Source organism: Bacteroidota bacterium, assembly GCA_016718825.1.
Lineage (GTDB): Bacteria > Bacteroidota > Bacteroidia > J057 > JADKCL01 > JADKCL01.
In genome coordinates this window covers 132,402-150,752 of record JADKCL010000010.1, presented here as the reverse complement: position 1 = coordinate 150,752, position 18,351 = coordinate 132,402, and the positions used below count along the sequence as shown (strand labels likewise).

Below are 18,351 nucleotides of genomic sequence, written 5' to 3'. Positions count from 1 at the left end.
ATCGATACGAATCCCTCAATTTTCACTACTTTTACCCCGTATGCTCAAATACTTCAAATCCAGGGAGTTTTTTATCACGCTTGCAGCGGTCATCGGCTTTTCGGTGTTGGTGTATGTCGTGTTTTTCTTCGTCTTTTTGCCCTATTACACCAATCATGGTGAGGAAGCAGCTGTTCCCGATGTGAGCAAGCTCCAATTGGACGAGGCGATTGTCAAACTAGAAGAAGCAGGACTTCGGTACGAAATTGCGGATTCCCTGTTCCTCAGCACTTTACCTTCCTTGTCGATCATCTCCCAAGATCCCATCGGAGGAAGCAAGGTGAAGCCGGGACGTCGTGTTTACTTGACTGTGAACAAGGTCGTCGCGCCGGTGGTGAAGTTTCCCGACATCAACGGTGTCTCCCAATACCAAGCGAAACTGCGGCTCGAGGGTTCAGGATTGGTTCTGGGCGAAATCAAGTTCATCGCGCATGAGTTTGCCGATTTGGTCTTGAGTGCATCATTCAAAAGCAAAAACATCAAGGAAGGCGAGGAAATCAGAAAAGGCTCCAAAATCGATCTTGTGGTTGGCAAGGGTAGGGGTGATCAAAAGGTGGAAATTCCGGATTTGGTTGGCAATTCCTACGAATCGGCCAATGCAACGCTGCTTCGTCTTGGCCTGAGTCTGGGCAATCTGACCTACGATCCTTCCTCCGAAAAGACGCTTTACACGATTCTGCGCCAACATCCCGATTATGCAGAAGGAGATTCGATCCACGTCGGTCAAGAGATGGATCTGTGGATTGCGGGTCCTGAGCCGGGGGACGTCATCGAAGGGGGCGACGGTAGTATCTCAGGAGGAAAGTCAGGCGACGAAGGACCGGATGGTGGCGAATAATCCGTCGCTTTTAGGTCCGTTTTTTGGGATTTTCTCCTTCGCACAATTCACGTAATTTTAGGTTTTTAGAATTCAACCCGTCTGCTGATGCATTTGCAACTGAGAAGATTCTGTTTATTGCTGTTGCCTGTCGTTGCTGGTTTTACCTTTGCTTCTGCGCAAGAAGTCCTGCAATCCGATTTTGGTCTTCCTCAAAAGACGATTTCTACCTCGGAAAGGCTATCCTTTCCAGCATCAGGAAGCAAGACTTCAACGCTCAGCCTCCCGTTTTTTGATGATTTTTCCAGTGATGCAGCGACGCCCGATACGTCACTTTGGTTTTTTCACCCCAACGATACGAAACGGCCGACGTTGAGCAACCAAAAGGGACACAATCCTCCTTCCAAGGGTGTTGCGACATTTGACGGAATCAATAAAAACGGGCTGAAGTATCAAGTGGATCTTTCCACGGGATCTGCAGATTCACTCACTTCGCAGCCGATTGACCTGAGCGGTCTGAGTGTCGGCGACAGTGTCTACCTCAGTTTTTTCATTGAAAGGGGAGGGACCGGCGAGTTTCCGGAGAACTCCGACTCCATCGTCGTCTATTTTGACAGCACCGGCGACTTTGAATATGTTCAGGCGTGGGGCTTGAAAGGCTTGGGCTCCTCCGAAAGCAATTTCCAGCTTTACCATGTGCTGTTGGATTCGAATGTCTTCTTTCACAATGCCTTCCGATTCAAATTCGTAAATTTTGGATCGTTGAATGGCGAATTGGATCAGTTCCATTTGGACTACGTGTATCTTAATTCAGGACGCACCAACACCGATGCAGATTTTGTCGATGTTTCCGTCGCGCGCATGCTGAAGTCTCCGATGTATCCCTACACAGCGATGCCGCGGAAATTATATCCGAATGCGAACCTCATGACAGCAACCGAGGTTCTCGTCAGCAATGCAGGTGATCCTGCAGGCGCAGGAAATTTGACGATCAGCATTGCCGATCCTACAGGAAACAATGTTTTCAACGGAACGATTTCCGCGTCAACTGCTGCCAACTTGGCCCCATTTGAATCCGATACGGCATCGGTTGCGGCCTTTTCTGACCAATCGTCCAATATCGTGGGCTATGGTGCCATGCAATTGACCGCCATCAAAAATTCGCCCAACGATCCCCACAAACAAAACGACACCCTGCAGTTTACCTGCCCGATGGACTCTATTTTGGCGATGGACGACGGCGTCGCCGACTTCGGATATGGCCTGACCAATGCGCGTGCCTTTTGCCAGGAATTCCATATTCCAAGGCCCGACACGCTCGTGGCGGTTTGGATGCGGTTTGCACCCAGCATTTATTACAATACCCAAACCAATCAAAGCTTCGATTTGGATGGCAAAGGCTTCCGTTTGGTGGTTTGGGATTCCCTCTCGGTCGATTCCTCCCTTGTTGAGACGAGTGGCGGAATGAATGTCAATTACGGTGCGAGCATGAACGAATTTGTTCGATATCAATTGATTACGGAAGCCGTTGTGCCGACAACCTTTTGGGTTGGCATGCGTCAGGTCGATGGACAGCCAATTGGATTGGGTTTTGACCGCAATTCCCCGGATGGGATCATCTACTATGAAACCGCGACCGCTGAATTTCAGCGCTCCACCAATGTCGGCACCCTCATGATCCGTCCCGAGTTTCGTACGCCGGCTTTGCCAGTCGGTGTTCCGACAATGAGCTCAAATTCGCTGATCTCGTTTGAAGTTGCACCACATCCGATTGCTTCCAATGAAATTCGGCTCGTATTTCCTGAGGCGAAGGGTTTCAAGGATCTTCGATTTACCTTGGTGGATCTCCAAGGGCGAGTATTGGAAACTTGGGAAAACATTGCTCCCAGCCGCGAGGTTATACTTCCCATGACCAACGATCAAAGCGAAGGACTCTATTTGCTTCAGGCAACGGGGCGAAACGGGAGTGGAGAAACGCTCCATGGTTGGAAAAAACTATTGATTAGAAGCAACTGAGGATGAATTCAGATCCCAAAATTGATGTATTGGCATTTGCTGCTCATCCCGACGATGCCGAGTTGGCTTGTAGTGGGACTTTGCTCAAGCTTGTGGCCCAAGGACGTAAGGTTGGCATTGTGGACCTCACACGAGGGGAGCTTGGAACGCGCGGTAGCGCTGAGATTCGCGATCAGGAGGCCGCTGCCTCTGCCAAGATTCTCGGATTGACGGTGCGTCACAACCTGGGCTTTCGGGACGGATTTTTCCGTGAGGACGAGGAACATCAATTGGCGATCATCGAGGTCGTGCGTCGGTTTCGTCCAGATATCGTGCTGATCAATGCGCCTTATGACCGCCATCCCGACCACGGCCGTGGCTCCGAATTGGTGCGGAATGCCGTGTTTTTTTCAGGCCTTCGCCGCATCGAGACAAGCTACAACGGTGTTGCCCAAGTTGAATGGCGGCCCGCAAAAGTCTGGAAATACATTCAGGATCAATTGATCATGCCCGATTTTGTCGTCGACATTTCGGACTTCATGGATACCAAGATGGAGGCTGTCAAGGCCTTCTCCTCACAGTTTTACAATCCGGAAAGCGATGAGCCCGAGACCTATATCTCTTCCAAGGGCTTCATGGAGCAGTTGCGCGCCCGAGCCAAGGAAATGGGCCATTTGATCGGCGTACAGTATGGTGAAGGCTTCGTGTCTGAGAAACCCTTGCGCGTCGAGGACATGATGGCGCATTTGTAGCACCATTCTTCTGAATCTTCTTTTCAGCGAATTGCCTTTAACTCAATGGTCATGGCCTTCATGGTCCCCATGGTCGTGACCATCGCCTTCGGAATGTTGCCCTGGCTTTTCCGGTTCACAATTCATGACGCATTTGCCCTTTTTGTCGATCCGCATCCATTGGGCATCGGTTTGGACAGGCGCTGAACCTTCTTCGAATTGTCCGGCATTCAGGTATTGAAAAGGAACAACCACCTTTCCCTTTTTGTCAAAGTAACCCCAATGGTTTTCTTTCATGCCATGTGCGAGTCCTTCAGCAAATGGCCAGGCAGCTTCGAGTTTGAAGGCATCGGAGATCACGACCTTTCCCTTCATGTCCACATAGCTCCAATACTTCGCACCGTCAAGTAATACCGGCGCAAGCCCCTCTCCGAATGGTTGCGTGCTGTCAAGCGTGGCAGGAATGATCATTTTGTTGCTCATGTCGATGAATCCCCATTTACCATCGACTTCCACGGCAGCCTTGCCTTCCGCGACATTGGCAATTTTTTCGTAGCTCGGGGGCACCACTTCTTCACCTTTGAGATTGACGAAACCAAACTTCCCATCCCGCTTCACCTTGGCCGTGCCATCTTTGAAGTCAAATGCCATGTCGTATTTGGCTGTTACGGCCGTGTCGCCTTTGCCTCCATAAAAGCCATACTTGTTTCCCGCTGTTTTGAACCGCACCATTCCTTCCACTTCGGCGGCTTTGAATATCACCGAATCAGGGTTGAGGATGGTAGTTTCCACGATCGGCTCCACGGTTGTGGAATCAGTGGACGCGCCTTCGGATGGTTTTGCTTTTTCAGAACATGCCGAAAAGAACACCATTCCTAGAACCAAAACAGGAAAAGCAATACGAACGAATGAATTTGACATTTGGATATGAAGATTGATACCGACAAAAATAACAACCTTTGGGGAATTGCCATCGTCTGCTACGGCCTCGTGTATTTTTGGCAAAAAAAATCCGGGGTCAAATGGACCCCGGATAAAATGGCTGTTACACCAACAATTTCAGGATGGCATCTGAATACACCGGGGTGTCTTCAGAACGGGCTGCTCAACTTGGCAATGTGGATTTGATGCCCATCTTCTCGAGAATTTTCTTCTCGATGTTTTCCATCAGTTCAGGGTTGTCCTGAAGCAATGCTTTGACAGCATCGCGGCCTTGGCCGAGTTTGTCGCCTTCATAGCTGAACCAAGAGCCCGATTTCTGCACGATGCCCAATTCGGAGCCGAGGTCCAGAATTTCACCTGCCTTTGAAATGCCTTCACCGTAGGTGATGTCAAATTCGGCGACTTTAAAAGGTGGCGCGACTTTGTTCTTGGCGATTTTGACTTTGACGCGGTTACCGGTGATGTCATTGCCGTCTTTGAGCTGCCCGATACGGCGGATGTCGATACGAATCGAAGCATAGAACTTCAATGCATTTCCACCGGTGGTTGTTTCGGGGTTGCCAAACATGACCCCGATTTTTTCACGGAGCTGGTTGATGAAAATACAGACACAATGCGTTTTGGAGATTGCTGCTGTGAGCTTACGCATGGCTTGGGACATCAAACGTGCCTGAAGGCCCATTTTGGAGTCGCCCATTTCGCCTTCGATTTCGGCGCGAGGCACCAAGGCTGCGACGGAGTCGATCACGATGACGTCGATCGCACCGGAACGAATCAGGTTTTCAGCAATTTCGAGGGCTTGCTCACCGTTGTCAGGCTGGGAAACGAGCAAGTTTTCGGTGTCGCAACCCAGCTTTTCAGCATAGAAGCGGTCAAATGCATGTTCAGCATCCACAAATGCGGCAAGTCCGCCACGCTTTTGGGCCTCTGCAATGACGTGCAAGGCCAAAGTGGTTTTACCGGACGATTCCGGACCATAGATTTCGATGATACGGCCTTTGGGCAAGCCACCGACGCCGAGCGCGATGTCCAAGCCGAGTGAGCCGGTCGGGATCACCGGGATGTCCACGATCGCTTGATCGCTCAGTTTCATCACAATGCCCTTGCCAAAGCTTTTCTCCAGTTTATCCATTGTGGCCTGGAGTGCCTTCATTTTTTCGAGTTTTTCTGACTTATCAGATTTTTCGTCTTTAACTGCCATCGGGGTTCCGTTTACTGTTTTCATAGCAAAACTATTTTTTGGGTTTCTATTACAAGTGAAAAGTTGTACACAAGATCGGGACACCATGCCACCGACCGTCTGAGACGCCCTCCGCATCTCGACACAATCTTCCACTACGTTTTTGACATCTCGTGTCAATTTCCAGCAACAATCTTTGCATTCTAAGAAACGATGCAATTTGTACCCAAATGTAGGCTAATATTTTGAACCATGCTAATTTTGAATGCAAATAATTTCCACATTCGATAGTAAAATGTTTGAAATGTATGTTTTTGCCACAAAGAGCGGCTTTTTCCCGTTTGCAGACCGATAATTTTTTTGGTGAATAAGATTCAGCTACCCTTTGCAGCCTTGGCTTTTGCCTGCCGCGCAAAGTGTTTGCAGATATCGGTGAGCACACATTGGGTACACAGCGGCTTGCGCGCCACGCAGGTGTAGCGCCCGTGCAGGATCAAAAAATGATGCGCATCCGGGATTTGTTCGTCAGAAAACAGCTCCGTCAATTGCTTTTCGGATTGCAAAGGTGTCTTGGCCGTAGTGAGTCCGACGCGATTGCCCACGCGGAAGACATGCGTATCCACGGCAAGCCGCGGCGCCTTCCACAAGATGGACGTGATGACATTCGCAGTTTTCCGTCCAACGCCGGGCAATTTCAACAAAGCTTCAAAGTCATTCGGGACCTCGCCGTTGTGCTCCTGAACAAGGATTTCGGCAGTTCTGATCAGGTGGCGCGTTTTGTTGGCAGGGTAGGAGATACCTTTTATATAATGGAAGACCTCGTCAAATTCGGCGCCGACCAAGGACGCGGGATCAGGAAAACGTTCAAACAGCGCCGGAGTGGTCTGATTCACCCGCTTGTCCGTACATTGTGCGGAGAGCATGACAGCCACGAGCAATTGAAACGGCGTGTGGTAGTCGAGCTCTGTCACCGGCGTAGGGATTACCCTTGCCAATCGTTCCAACATCAGTCTTGCCTTCTCTTTCCGTCTCATGGATTGGATTTGGAGGTCGAATTAGGTAATTTTTGCCGAAATTCTTTGGAAAATACCATTTTGCGTTACCACATGAGAGATTTTTGCCGCCTTTCGTTTTTGCGCCTGCTTTTAGGACCGTTGTTCATGCTGGTTTTGGCATCTCCTGCGGGGGCTTTCGCGCAGGGGGCTTGGACACCTGCCGGGGCTGACCTTTCCTATCCGCGTACATTGCTTAAATCCAGTGAAATCCCTGCGGCAAGGAATTGGATTTTGAACAATCCCGACATGTTTTCCTTCTACGCCGGGCTTTATTCCGACGCTTTCGGTCAAAATCTGCCACCCGTCCTGTCGAGCAATCAAGACCGTCGCGTTGCGGCACATACGGCCAAAAATTGCGCTTATGTCCTTTTGTTGGACCGCAAACCGGTGCAACCCTCGTCCCTGGATACCTTGAGCAACACGGATGCAACCAATTTGCAAAACAAGGCGATCTCGCTGCTCGAGCGCATCAATACCAATGTGGAAACCTATCCCGACTTTGGCAATTATCTCTGGCGAGCGAATGAGTTGATTGATAACCTCATCGCTTACGATCTGCTCAAAGGTGCTGGAGTTCCCGATTCGCTGTTGACCATCTCACGCGCCAAACTGCATGAATATTCCACCAATTTCCATACGCAGGTGGCATTCAACACCTTCGGACTGGGGCTCACGAGTTTGCATGTCGACAACCATACCTTGCGCGCTTGCGGAGCTTTGGGGATGAGCGCGGTCGTGTTGAACGATGCTACTTCGAGCAGCGTGGATGGCCAACCCCAAAAGTGGATTCAGACTGCACTTTGGAACATCGACAACGTACTCTGGCGAAGCAATGTGCGGCAGTCTGATCCGGGCGTGATTGCTGGGTATTCGGAAGGACCCCATTATTTGCGATTTGGAATGCGCCATTGCCTTCAATTTTTCCATGCCATGGGCAATTTCGTACCGGACAATACCTTCGCGGTGACCTTTGATGGCCGGAATGCCAACGTCAGACATCCTTTTCATGACCCGAATTTTGACCTGCTTTGGGAATGGGTGATGCGCATACGGATGCCCGATGGGCGCGATCCGCAAATTGAGGACTGTTTTGCGCAGACCTTTAATGCAGATATGGTACTCACCGAAGATCCACGTTTTCGCCCAACTTACCACGGTACGCGGTTCAATCCAACGGCGCCGACCACGCTTTGGGACCAACTCCACCATAGCTCCGACGATATCGCAGCCGATTTTATTTCAGCGATGTTGCCGCCGACCACGGATACTTTTTCCTTGTTGCAAGTGCTTCCGCAAAGCGGTGACGTCGTCATGCGATCCGGTTGGGACACCACTTCGACCTATTTGCATATTGCCGCCAAAAATGGCCGCACGCGTTCGAGCGCCAACGGGCACAACCACGTGGATGTGACAGGATTCATCCTGCATGCGCGCGGACAGGAATTGGCGGTGGATCCCGGCTACTTGAAGTGGGACCGTCGTGACGAAATCGATGGTCCGGCCCATCACAACATGGTCCTGGTCAACGGTCTGGGCCCCACGGAAGCAACAACGGGCGTGGCGGGCGATGCCGATGGGTTTGCTGCCGGCGAATTCGATTTTCAGCACATGGACTATGCCGAGGTGACAACCGCTTACCAAGGTGCTACGATCGTGCGCAAGCCCTTGTTTGTCAGGGGAGACTATTTTCTGATTGCCGATGAAATTACTACGGGCGCGTCCAACAATTATCAGTGGCAGCTGCATGCCTTGGGATTGGAAGGCGGGGACTCCACACACGGGAGTTTCGCAATTGATTCGGCAGGAAGCAGCGCCACTTGGACCAAAAACGGCGTCAACCTCAAGGCCGTCATCACGTCAAATGAAGGATTGACAAGCATTGCCCGCACGACCGACATCCACGAATTGCGTTATGATTCGATGGAAACGCATACCACCCTGCGTGCCAACAAGAATGGTGTTTCGAATGCCAATTTCCTTGCCGCATTGATTCCTTTTGAAACCGATACACCGGATGTTTCACTTCTATGCGGTTTGGGCTGTGATGCCATTCGTGTGAATCGGGGAGGATTTGTAGATGTCGCGTTCCTTCGGACATCCGTTCCCGCGAGCGAAACAGGTTTGGCGCAGGATCTTCATGGAAACGGCAAAATGACCTTTTATTCGGAGACCTCAGCCGGACAATTTTCGCAGTTTTTGATTGAGAATGGTTCTCTGCTGCGTTTTGGTGCCGATACCTTGGCCTATGCGACCGTGAATGCGAACTATGCATTGGGCAGGATGGATGCTACCAACCACGAAGCCTATGCCAGTGCTTCGGGGACCTATTATATCTATCATCTGGGTTATGTACCGGGTTCTGTGCTCGGCTTTGGAACCGTGCAAAGCTGGCAATATGACGCCGGGCTTGACCGGTTGATGGTCGTCATTGGCGATCCGGGCCGTTTTACGATTCATGAGGGCGTGATCATCGGAAGTAATCCAGCGCAGGCAGACAGGAATCTTTTCGTTTGGCCAAACCCATCCGCAGGCAACCTTCATGTGGAAACGGTACTTGAGCAGGGACAATTTGAATTACTGGGAATGGATGGCCGCTTGTTGATGAGCCGTCGATTCAACGGTTACAGCTTTCTGCTGGAAGTGGAAAACCTCCCGGCAGGCGTTTACCTCGCACGCGTATGCGACGAGTCAGGCAAGGTGAAGGGCATGCAAAAGGTGGTTTTGGAGGATTGACGCTGCTTCAGGCGGCTGGCAAGGAGAAGTAGAATGTACTTCCCTTATCTGTGTTGGGTTCGAGCCAAAGTTGGCCGTTGTTTTTTGCGAGGAATTCTTTGCAGAGGCGTAATCCGAGGCCGGAGCCTTTTTCATTGGCGGTGCCAAGTGTGAAATAATAGTCCTCACCCATCACCTTGTCGATGTCTTGGCTTGCAATTCCTTTGCCGTCGTCTTTGACCGCAACGTGAATACCCTTTCCGTTGGCACTTGCTTCAAGTTGGATGCTGCCACCGTTTTCTGTGAATTTAATCGCATTGGAAACCAAGTTGCGGATCACGAGGCCGATCATATGTCGGTCCCCCGTGACGCGCGTTCCTTCGGTAATCGCGTTGTGAATGCGAATGTCTTTGAGACGGGCACTATGCTCCAACATATTGCAGACATTGGTTGCAATCTCGGCGAGATCCACGGTTTCTATTTCCGCATTGAAGCCTTCCATTTGGCTGCGTGACCAATTGAGCAGGTTATCGAGCAGCATCGTTGTATTTTCGACGCGGTCGATCAGGGTGTCGAGCATGTATTCGAATTCGGAGCCGGTGAGCCGGCCTTCCTTCAAGAGGCTCATCAATCCTTGAATGCTGTTGAGGGGTGAACGCAGGTCGTGGGAAATGATCGAAAAAAGTTTGTCTTTGACCTTGTTGATTTCTTCGAGCCGCTTTTGTTGCCGCATCTGTTCCTGTCCTGCATTTTCCAGATGCTGGTTAATGGATGAGATTTCAAACGATTGCTGGGCAATTTGTTTGTTTTTCTCTTGAAGGACATTGTTGGCACGCTTCTGCCTGCGCCAAGTCACATAAAAAACAACGGTCATGGCAAGCACCATCACCCCAACAGATGCCATCGCGATCGTCTGCGCATTTTTGCTGGCGATGGTTTGGTCCTTGAGTGCGCTTTCATTTCGAAGGAGTTCAAGGTCCTTTTCTTTCTGTGCCAAGTCCATTTCCGCGCGCAGCTTGGAGATTTCATTGGTTTTCGTTTCGTCAAAAATCCGTTGATCGATTTCACTCACCTTGTCTTTCCAGAAAAGTGCTGCTTCAAAGTCCTTGTCACGGCGATGGGCTTCGGTCAAAACAAAGGCCGCATATCGGGAATAGATGGGAATGTCTGTTCTGATCGACATCTCATAACTTTCCTCGGCGACTTCAACGGCTTCAGGATACTGCTCCATGGCGAGGAGGGTATTGGCAATGTTGTTTAATGCATTGGGAATGTCAAGTGTGTCACCAATCGCTTTTTGGATCTCGACGGATTTGCGAAGCGCGTCGAGTGCCTGTGGATATTGGCCCTTGGACCGATAAACGGCCCCCAAAATATTCAACGAATTGGATACATTTCCCTGATCTCCCTTTGCTTGTGATATCGAAATAGCTTTTTGGGCATACCGTTCACTCAGGGAATTTTCACCGATTTCAAAATAGACAGCAGATAGCCGGTTGTAAACACGTCCGATAAGGGCACTATCCAAAGCCTCAGTGGCAGCTTGAAGGGAAAGGTTGAGTTGCTTGACAGCCTGATCAGGTTCGTTGGATGCCCTAAATGCATCTCCAATTAACCGCAACGCATCTGCTTCGGCCGATTTATCTCCAACTTTAGCCGCCCAAAGTTGGTATTCGCGGTAAAAAAGGATGGCATTGGCATAGTTGCCGTCCTGATAGGCAGCCTTTCCTTTTTCAAGCAACGTGTCTGGACGCGCTTGTGCCTGCAAAATGCATGCTGCAATTACAATCAAGACAGGATACCAGAACTTTTTCATTCACCCAAACGATCTCAAGGCCCGATAGCCGCGGGAAGCTTCCACATTACAAGCGGATCAGACTATCCAATAGCCCAACGCCATACATCGAATTCGAAAATCCAATCACACAGAACAATCCAATGATCTCCTCCTCGAAAAGCGGCCTTCTTTCTCCCACCCGGCCTTCAAAGTAAATGTATCAATTCAATGGCAAACTGCAAATACAAAATTTGACCAATCCTCCCATTTTGGAGATGGATCGACTGATTTGGGGGCTTTGAGGCTCTATTTTGAAGGAGAAACGCTTAGGATTTGAAGTAACCTACTCTTTGAGCAAGTTGTTCAAGCTGTTGTCGATGATATCAGATTTATGTGCTTTGCGGTATTGCACCTCGGCTTTTGCGGCTTGAATCATGTCCTCCAACTCCTCGATTTCCATTTCCTTGTTACGCTCATTGATGTCATACAATTGCCCAAGCACCAATCGGATTTCCTCTTTGATTTTTTCACGCTGTTTTCCCTGCGCGACCGAATAGTCGATCAGCAAGGTGCGGATTTCCTCTAAAAGTGCACCTTCGCGGCTCAACCCGTAGAAAAGGTTGGGAGATTCGCGTTTGAGTTGGGAATAATAGGCTTCAGTGGCGGATTTGCTGTTGTAACCTGGGTCATTTCCTTGGGCCTCGGTCGCGACCTCTGTCAATTTGCCATTCTGTACCAAAAAATACCTGTTTCCGAGGTTGAATGTGAATTCGGATACGCCGGCAACATTGGTTTCGTAGTAAATTTCTGGACTGATGTTTTGGAGGCTCGTCGGCAATTCTGTAACGGGAATGCTTCGGTCATTGAGAAAGACTTTGCCTTGGTCGATACGAAGGCGAATCACCTTGTTGGAGGCTGAGTTTTCTTTCTTGTACGAAGCCCGATCATAGTTGGTCTGCGACCAAAGCAAAGTGCCGGCCGTCAAGAGCAGCAAGGTGAAAAAAAGCCTTATCATCCTCCAAATGCTTATTTGACGTGCAAAAATACCACATTTTCGTCTTGCGGCGCAAACAAATCAGAGGTTACGACACGGTAGGTATCATGGTGCACAGGCACCAAGGTCTCACGTTTTGAATCCAAGATATTGTTGAGCCGTTCACGGGCGAGGTCAAGTCGGTCATCAAGCTCGTGGTCGAGCAATTCCTCGTGCGTCGGCGTCATCGTCCAGCTATTTTCAGGCTTGGAAGCCCTGGAATACACAAAGGTCGCGATGCCCACGGTCACGCAGGTAAAGACAATCATGACGATCGTGACGATCTGATTGAAGGCAAACATGCTGCCGCTGCCGTTGTAGGCGAGTTTTGTGCGCTTTGGACGGGGATTGCGCACCGCGCGTTTGGCGTAAGACATCACCCGCGAGACAGAAGCCTCCGAGGGCGTCAATTCGACCGGCTGCAAGCCAGCCTGCGCAGCCTTGAGCTCTTCGAATTTCTCGAACAACTCCTCGTCCTCGTACATGGCATCGAGGAAGGCATCGTGCTCTGATGGCGACATCTCGCCATACAGGAAGCGCAAGACATCGTTATCAGTAAATTTCTTCTTCATTGCGAATATCCATTTTGCTTTCCAACCCGACAAACTTCCTCAAATGAATCAGCGCATACCGCATTCTGCCCAGGGCCGTGTTGATATTCACCCCTTGGACGTCGGCAATCTCCTTGAAACTCATATTGGCATAGTGCCGCATAATCAAAACTTCCCGTTGCTTTTCAGGGATCTGTTGGATCAAATCCTGAACGTATTGGGCATTTTCTTCGTGAATGATCTTTTCTTCGATGCTCTCTTCCGTACCGCCAACGGTGTTGAAAATGTCATATTCCTCATTTTCACGCAGCATCTTCGGGCCGCGACGGTCTTTGCGGTACTCGTCAATGGCCAAATTCCGGGCGATGCGCACCGCCCAGGAAATGAATTTCCCCTTTTCGTCGTATTTGTCGGCTTGCACGAGGCGAATGATCTTGATCATCGTCTCCTGAAAAATGTCTTCTGCCAGTTCGCGGTCCTTCACAATGAAGTAGATCGTGGTAAAGATCCTGTTCTTGTGCCGGTCCATCAACTGACCGAAGGCATCCTCGTTGCCTCCCATGAACTCCATCACGAGTTCGTGGTCTTCTTTTGGTATCAAGGGCTTGCGCATGAGCCGATTTTCTTTTTTGAGGATTCTAAAAAACCACCTAACATTCGAGGTGAAATGCGGTTAAACAAGGGAAAAACGTAACTTGCGTCGTGATTCAATGATCGTTTTACGCAGGCATTTGGTAGTAGTTACGAATAAATCGTTAGAATATTGTCTGGTATCAAAAACATTTTAATCAAAGGTGCTCGGGTCAACAACCTGAAGAATATCACCGTTGAGATTCCGCGGAAGCAACTCGTTGTGATCACGGGGGTCAGCGGTTCCGGAAAGTCGTCTTTGGCATTCGATACGCTCTATGCGGAGGGGCAACGACGCTACGTCGAAAGCCTCAGTTCCTACGCGCGGCAGTTCCTGGACCGCATGGAAAAGCCCGATGTCGATTACATTCAGGGCATTTCTCCCGCATTGGCGATCGAGCAGCGCAAAGCCTCGGGCAATCCCAGGTCCACAGTCGGTACATTGACTGAAATCTACGACTTTCTGAAGCTGCTGTTTGCACGTGCCGGAAAGACCTATTCGCCGATTTCAGGGGATTTGGTCACCCGCGATCAGGTTTCTGATGTCGTCAACTACATCCTCAAGCAAGAAGAGGGTACCAAGGTTTATCTTGCTTCGAAGGTCAAAATCCGTTCGCAGGGCTACAAAAAGGAACTCGAGGTCACCCTGCAAAAGGGATTTTCCCGCATGTGGGTCGATGGCCGTGTAGAAGATATCGAGGGCATGCTCGAAGGAAAGCTTCCGAAAAAAGCGGAGGATTTCCTGTTGCTGATCGACCGGCTTGCGATGACGCACGACGATGATGAAGCTCTGGCATTCAGGCTCTCGGATTCAGTACAAACCGCCTATCAAGAGGGCTTTGGAAGCTGCCTTGTCAAGGTCGATGACGGCGAATGGAAGGAGTTCTCAGAAAAATTCGAGCGGGACGGCATCGCCTTTGAAGCGCCTTCGGTCGATTTGTTCAGCTTCAACAATCCCTACGGCGCCTGCAAAGCCTGCGAAGGTTTCGGACGCATCCTCGGCATCGACGAGGACTTGGTGATCCCGAACCGCACGCTCTCGCTGTTTGAAAGTGCCGTCGCGCCATGGCGCGGCGAACACATGCAGGAATATCTGCAGGAATTCCTCAAGGAAGCCGCCAAACACGATTTCCCGATTCACCGGCCATGGCATGCCCTGACCGAAGAACAAAAAGACAAAGTCCGCGACGGCCTTGGCAAGGCTTGGGGCTACAATCAGTTTTTTACCTTCCTCGGAAGTCAACTGCACAAGATCCAAAACCGCGTCATGCTTTCCCGCTACCGCGGCTACACCCGCTGCCCCGAATGCAAAGGTAGCCGCATTCGCAAGGATGCAAGTTATGTGAAGGTTGGCGGCCAAAACATCGGCGCCTTGTTGGGAATGGAAATCACAGACTTGCAGGTCGTGATTGAAAATTTGCAGTTGGATGAGCGCGAACGCCATATCGCTGCCCGCATCCTCAACGAAATCAAAAATCGCCTCGAATTCCTCGTGCGCGTGGGCGTCGGCTACTTGACGCTCAACCGGCAGATTCACAGCCTCTCCGGCGGCGAAATGCAGCGCATCAAGCTGTCCACCTCGCTGGGAAGTGGCCTTGTCGGGGCGATGTACATCTTGGACGAGCCGAGCATCGGCCTGCATCCGCGTGATACGGAGCGGCTCATTTCCGTGGTGGAGCGGCTGCGCGACAAAGGCAATACGGTCATTGTTGTCGAGCACGACGAGGCGATGATTCGCCGGGCAGACTACTTGATCGACATGGGCCCTGGCGCTGGCGAATTGGGTGGCGAGGTGGTTTTTGCTGGGACAAGCGATGAATTGTTGAAATCCGATTCGCTTACATCACGCTACCTTACCGGCAGGGAAGAAATTCCGCTTCCGAAGGTCAGGCGCAAGAAAATCAACAGCATCCGCCTGCTAGGGGCGATGGAAAACAACCTCAAGAATGTGAGCATTGAGGTGCCCTTGCAAGCGATGACCGTCGTGACGGGCGTCAGCGGTTCGGGTAAAAGTACCCTGATTACCAAGATCTTGTACCCTGCGGTCAAGCGCCAAATCGACGCTTATGGCGAGAAGCCAGGCCATTTTGATAAATTGGAAGGGGACTTGGACCAAATCGGCAACGTCGAAATGGTCGACCAAAGTCCGATTGGCAGAAGTGCGCGGAGCAATCCGGTCACATATATAAAGGCGTATGATGCCATCCGCGATTTGTATGCCGATCAGCCTGCTGCCAAGGTAGCAGACATGAAGGCGGGCCATTTTTCCTTCAACGTCGAAGGTGGTCGCTGCGAAACTTGCAAAGGCGAGGGTTTTGTCACGATTGAAATGCAATTCCTGCCTGACATTACCTTGAAATGCGAGGAATGCCATGGCCGTCGGTTCCGCAAACCCGTTTTGCAGGTCAAGTACAAAGGCAAAAACATCGACGATGTCCTCAACATGACCATTAACGAGGCTTCCGAATTTTTTGTCGATGAGCCGAAAATTGTGAGCAAGCTTTCAATTCTCAACCGGGTAGGCTTGGGTTACCTGCGAATGGGACAAAGTTCGAGCACGCTTTCAGGCGGCGAGGCGCAACGTGTGAAGCTGGCATTTTTCCTGAGTCAAGGAAAGGACAAAAAGGGCACGATGTACATTTTTGACGAACCGACCACGGGTCTGCACTTCGAAGACATCAAGAAATTGTTGTATGCGATGAATGAGCTTGTAGAACGGGGAAACACGGTTTTGGTCGTGGAGCACAACCTTGAAATGATCAAATGCGCGGATTGGCTGATTGATTTGGGGCCCGAAGGTGGCGACAAAGGTGGTCAACTCGTCTATCAAGGGCCGCCCTTGGGGATCTTGGATTGCGCAGAAAGCAAGACCGGACCGTTTTTGCGTGATAAGCTGATTCCGGTCAAAGCCTGACGGATGCCTTGATGGCCAAGGAAAGTCGAAAATCAGGGCAATAGCAACAGCAATGCAATGAAAAGCAACACGCCTGCACCGATATAGAGGTAGAGGCTCAACCACTTCGTTCCTGTACTTTTGACACGTTCCTTGCCAAAGATGAGTTTGAGGACAAAGCCATACTTGGTATAGCCAGCCAAAAAGGCTGCCACACCAACGATGGCAAGCACAAGGCCCATGAACATTTTAATGGTGGTGATCATAACGGGTACCTAAAAGATATGGGCGAAGTTACTGAAGTTGCAGTGTATTGAGAAGAATGCCCGATGTTTCATACGTGGGCATGGTCGTTCGGTTTCGATTTTTACAGCGTGAATGCCATTCCAATGATGAGATCAGCGGGAGACAACCACGCGGCGGGACATCACTCCATTTTCTCCCGTCAATTTCACAAAGTACAGGCCTGCCGCCACAGGTTGGCCATTTTGACCGTCCAAGGACCAGTTCCAATGATGGATTCCCGCTTCCAAGATGCCATCATGCAGCAAGGCTACCCTTTTTCCCAAAAGGTTGTAGACCTCCACCGAAATTTGCATCGGTATGCCTGTGCTGACGTCAATGGTTGTTTTGGCATTCGCTGGATTGGGTGAACAGGTGAATTCGGAAATTGCAAGATCGCCTTGTCCCGGATCGATTCCCACCAAAGGGATCACCACCACCTGCCCGTAGGCGGTGTCTGTGCAGGGTCCACTGCCGACAATTTGCATCACAGAGTATGTGCCAACCGTGGTATAGGCATGGCTTGGATTGCTCAAATTGCTCGAATTCCCGTCCCCGAAGGTCCAGGTATAGGCTGTTCCGCCGCCGCTGAGGTCTTGAAAGTTGACGGCAACGCCGACTTGTACGGTGTCAACACTTTGGGCAAATCCGGCAATGGGCGTGGTTCCGGCCACAACTTCCACTTCTTCTGACCACATGTCGTAGCCATTGTCGCTGTGGATCAAAAGTCGGTAGGTGCCGGCAGTTGCGACGTTGATGCTTGAAGTTGTCAGGCCCAAGGGTGCTCCATTTAAATACCAAGCATAGGAATCAGGCGCAAAACGGGAAATCAATGTGGCGGAGTCTCCGCTGCATATTCCGATGGTGTCGCTTCCCTTGATCAAATCCAGCATTTCCAGGTCGGTCAAATAATCAGGGACAGCAAAGGTCGAGGACTTGATTGAGTCCGCGGTGAGGGCATCAAAGGTGTAAGCCAAGTCTGATGCCAACCAGAAGGTATTGCCCTCCAAATAGGTTGCTTTCAAGGCCGCATCGGCATTCAGGAATGCCGCGACCCTCGTTTCTGCCAATGTTGTGACATTGATCTTGATGAGTGAATCTGCACTGCCACCGAATAGCCACAATTCATTGGTCGGTGGGTAGTAGGTGATGTTGGCGCCAACCTGAAAGTTCCCGCCGAAGGTCATGTCGGTGGTGGTAAAGAGGCTTTCGGTTCCGTTGAACATGTCAATGGCATAGATTTGGCCGGGTCCGCCACCACCGTTTCCGGAAATGGCATAAACCATTCCGTTGGGTCCGACACAGGCAGCAGCAAGAAAGGTGCGGGTAGGCGAATAAACGAAGGTCATTGCCCCGGAAAAGGGATCGATTTTGTAGAAATCCCTGCGGCCTGTCGTCGCTACGGTATCATGGAGGCAATAAAGGTCTCCCGTGGCCGGATGGTGGAAGATGGCATTGAAACTCGCATTCGTATTGAACCCGGAATAGTACATCGTGCTTGTGTCGGAATTGAACAGGACCAATTCGCCACCGTCAGAAAACGAAATCATCCGAAGGTTAGTCGTGTCTTGCGCCCAAAGAGGAGCATTGACAAGGTTGGCAGCGGCAAAAGCAAAAAGTAGAAGCAGACGTTTCATCTTCCGGTAAAATTTTGATTCGAATGCAAAGTTAATGGCTTTCCGAATCGATTCTGAGGGCATCGAAGTGAATTTTA

At 50.5% G+C, this 18,351-nt stretch carries 14 protein-coding genes; 5 read left to right on the top strand and 9 right to left on the bottom strand.

Annotation, left to right across the window (positions count from 1 at the left end):
- Positions 1–40 precede the first annotated feature (40 nt).
- The 3 genes from IPN95_13650 (at position 41) to bshB1 (ending at position 3,603) form a co-directional block, all read left to right on the top strand.
- Positions 41–877: a PASTA domain-containing protein gene (locus IPN95_13650; GenBank protein ID MBK9450424.1), complete on the top strand. Its 837-nt coding sequence runs from the start codon at positions 41–43 to the stop codon at positions 875–877.
- Positions 878–964: 87 nt separating this feature from the next.
- Positions 965–2,872 carry a hypothetical protein gene (locus IPN95_13645; protein MBK9450423.1) on the top strand — a complete coding sequence of 636 codons (1,908 nt, stop codon included), beginning with the start codon at positions 965–967 and terminating at the stop codon, positions 2,870–2,872.
- A 2-nt stretch (positions 2,873–2,874) separates the two neighbouring features.
- A complete protein-coding gene (bshB1, locus tag IPN95_13640) occupies positions 2,875–3,603 on the top strand; it encodes a bacillithiol biosynthesis deacetylase BshB1 (protein ID MBK9450422.1) in 729 nt (242 codons plus the stop codon).
- A 42-nt stretch (positions 3,604–3,645) separates the two neighbouring features.
- Here the strand turns inward: bshB1 and IPN95_13635 are convergent, their stop codons facing one another.
- The 3 genes from IPN95_13635 to nth all read right to left on the bottom strand — a co-directional run bounded on the left by IPN95_13635 (position 3,646) and on the right by nth (position 6,738).
- On the bottom strand, positions 3,646–4,503 hold the full coding sequence (locus IPN95_13635) for a WG repeat-containing protein (protein ID MBK9450421.1): 858 nt from the start codon (positions 4,501–4,503) through the stop codon (positions 3,646–3,648).
- A gap of 184 nt (positions 4,504–4,687) precedes the next feature.
- Positions 4,688–5,725 (bottom strand): recombinase RecA, encoded by a 1,038-nt coding sequence (recA, locus tag IPN95_13630; protein MBK9450420.1) that lies wholly within the window; start codon positions 5,723–5,725, stop codon positions 4,688–4,690.
- Between the two features lie 353 nt (positions 5,726–6,078).
- The gene (nth, locus tag IPN95_13625) at positions 6,079–6,738 is read right to left on the bottom strand and encodes an endonuclease III (protein MBK9450419.1); all 660 of its coding nucleotides are present in this window, start codon (positions 6,736–6,738) and stop codon (positions 6,079–6,081) included.
- Positions 6,739–6,810: 72 nt separating this feature from the next.
- Between nth and IPN95_13620 the strand changes: the two genes are divergently transcribed.
- Positions 6,811–9,492 carry a heparinase II/III family protein gene (locus IPN95_13620; GenBank protein MBK9450418.1) on the top strand — a complete coding sequence of 894 codons (2,682 nt, stop codon included), beginning with the start codon at positions 6,811–6,813 and terminating at the stop codon, positions 9,490–9,492.
- 7 nt (positions 9,493–9,499) lie between these two features.
- On the opposite strand, the gene IPN95_13615 is transcribed toward IPN95_13620, so the two are convergent.
- From IPN95_13615 to IPN95_13600, 4 genes are all read right to left on the bottom strand, one after another.
- Positions 9,500–11,287, bottom strand: coding sequence for a tetratricopeptide repeat-containing sensor histidine kinase (locus IPN95_13615; protein MBK9450417.1), 1,788 nt, complete (start codon positions 11,285–11,287; stop codon positions 9,500–9,502).
- 304 nt (positions 11,288–11,591) lie between these two features.
- Positions 11,592–12,263: a hypothetical protein gene (locus IPN95_13610; protein MBK9450416.1), complete on the bottom strand. Its 672-nt coding sequence runs from the start codon at positions 12,261–12,263 to the stop codon at positions 11,592–11,594.
- Positions 12,264–12,274: 11 nt separating this feature from the next.
- A complete protein-coding gene (locus tag IPN95_13605; GenBank protein MBK9450415.1) occupies positions 12,275–12,853 on the bottom strand; it encodes a hypothetical protein in 579 nt (192 codons plus the stop codon).
- Positions 12,834–13,445, bottom strand: coding sequence for a sigma-70 family RNA polymerase sigma factor (locus tag IPN95_13600; GenBank protein ID MBK9450414.1), 612 nt, complete (start codon positions 13,443–13,445; stop codon positions 12,834–12,836). Before IPN95_13600 ends, IPN95_13605 begins: the two co-directional genes overlap by 20 nt.
- A gap of 138 nt (positions 13,446–13,583) precedes the next feature.
- On the opposite strand from IPN95_13600, the gene uvrA reads away from it, so the two are divergent.
- Positions 13,584–16,376 (top strand): excinuclease ABC subunit UvrA, encoded by a 2,793-nt coding sequence (uvrA, locus tag IPN95_13595; GenBank protein MBK9450413.1) that lies wholly within the window; start codon positions 13,584–13,586, stop codon positions 16,374–16,376.
- Between the two features lie 32 nt (positions 16,377–16,408).
- Here uvrA and IPN95_13590 read toward each other — a convergent pair whose 3' ends face one another.
- Together IPN95_13590 and IPN95_13585 are read right to left on the bottom strand one after the other, a co-directional pair.
- Complete coding sequence (locus IPN95_13590; protein MBK9450412.1) at positions 16,409–16,621, bottom strand: hypothetical protein; 213 nt, start codon at positions 16,619–16,621, stop codon at positions 16,409–16,411.
- A 132-nt stretch (positions 16,622–16,753) separates the two neighbouring features.
- A complete protein-coding gene (locus IPN95_13585) occupies positions 16,754–18,274 on the bottom strand; it encodes a T9SS type A sorting domain-containing protein (GenBank protein ID MBK9450411.1) in 1,521 nt (506 codons plus the stop codon).
- Positions 18,275–18,351 lie beyond the last annotated feature (77 nt).

What these genes read in the sequence shown, in the direction of transcription:
- IPN95_13650 (MBK9450424.1), top strand. Translation starts at nt 41, where the DNA reads ATGCTCAAATACTTCAAATCCAGGGAGTTTTTTATCACGCTTGCAGCG.
- IPN95_13645 (MBK9450423.1), top strand. Translation starts at nt 965, where the DNA reads ATGCATTTGCAACTGAGAAGATTCTGTTTATTGCTGTTGCCTGTCGTT.
- bshB1 (MBK9450422.1), top strand. Translation starts at nt 2,875, where the DNA reads ATGAATTCAGATCCCAAAATTGATGTATTGGCATTTGCTGCTCATCCC.
- IPN95_13635 (MBK9450421.1), bottom strand. Translation starts at nt 4,503, where the DNA reads ATGTCAAATTCATTCGTTCGTATTGCTTTTCCTGTTTTGGTTCTAGGA.
- recA (MBK9450420.1), bottom strand. Translation starts at nt 5,725, where the DNA reads ATGGCAGTTAAAGACGAAAAATCTGATAAGTCAGAAAAACTCGAAAAA.
- nth (MBK9450419.1), bottom strand. Translation starts at nt 6,738, where the DNA reads ATGAGACGGAAAGAGAAGGCAAGACTGATGTTGGAACGATTGGCAAGG.
- IPN95_13620 (MBK9450418.1), top strand. Translation starts at nt 6,811, where the DNA reads ATGAGAGATTTTTGCCGCCTTTCGTTTTTGCGCCTGCTTTTAGGACCG.
- IPN95_13615 (MBK9450417.1), bottom strand. Translation starts at nt 11,287, where the DNA reads ATGAAAAAGTTCTGGTATCCTGTCTTGATTGTAATTGCAGCATGCATT.
- IPN95_13610 (MBK9450416.1), bottom strand. Translation starts at nt 12,263, where the DNA reads ATGATAAGGCTTTTTTTCACCTTGCTGCTCTTGACGGCCGGCACTTTG.
- IPN95_13605 (MBK9450415.1), bottom strand. Translation starts at nt 12,853, where the DNA reads ATGAAGAAGAAATTTACTGATAACGATGTCTTGCGCTTCCTGTATGGC.
- IPN95_13600 (MBK9450414.1), bottom strand. Translation starts at nt 13,445, where the DNA reads ATGCGCAAGCCCTTGATACCAAAAGAAGACCACGAACTCGTGATGGAG.
- IPN95_13590 (MBK9450412.1), bottom strand. Translation starts at nt 16,621, where the DNA reads ATGATCACCACCATTAAAATGTTCATGGGCCTTGTGCTTGCCATCGTT.
- IPN95_13585 (MBK9450411.1), bottom strand. Translation starts at nt 18,274, where the DNA reads ATGAAACGTCTGCTTCTACTTTTTGCTTTTGCCGCTGCCAACCTTGTC.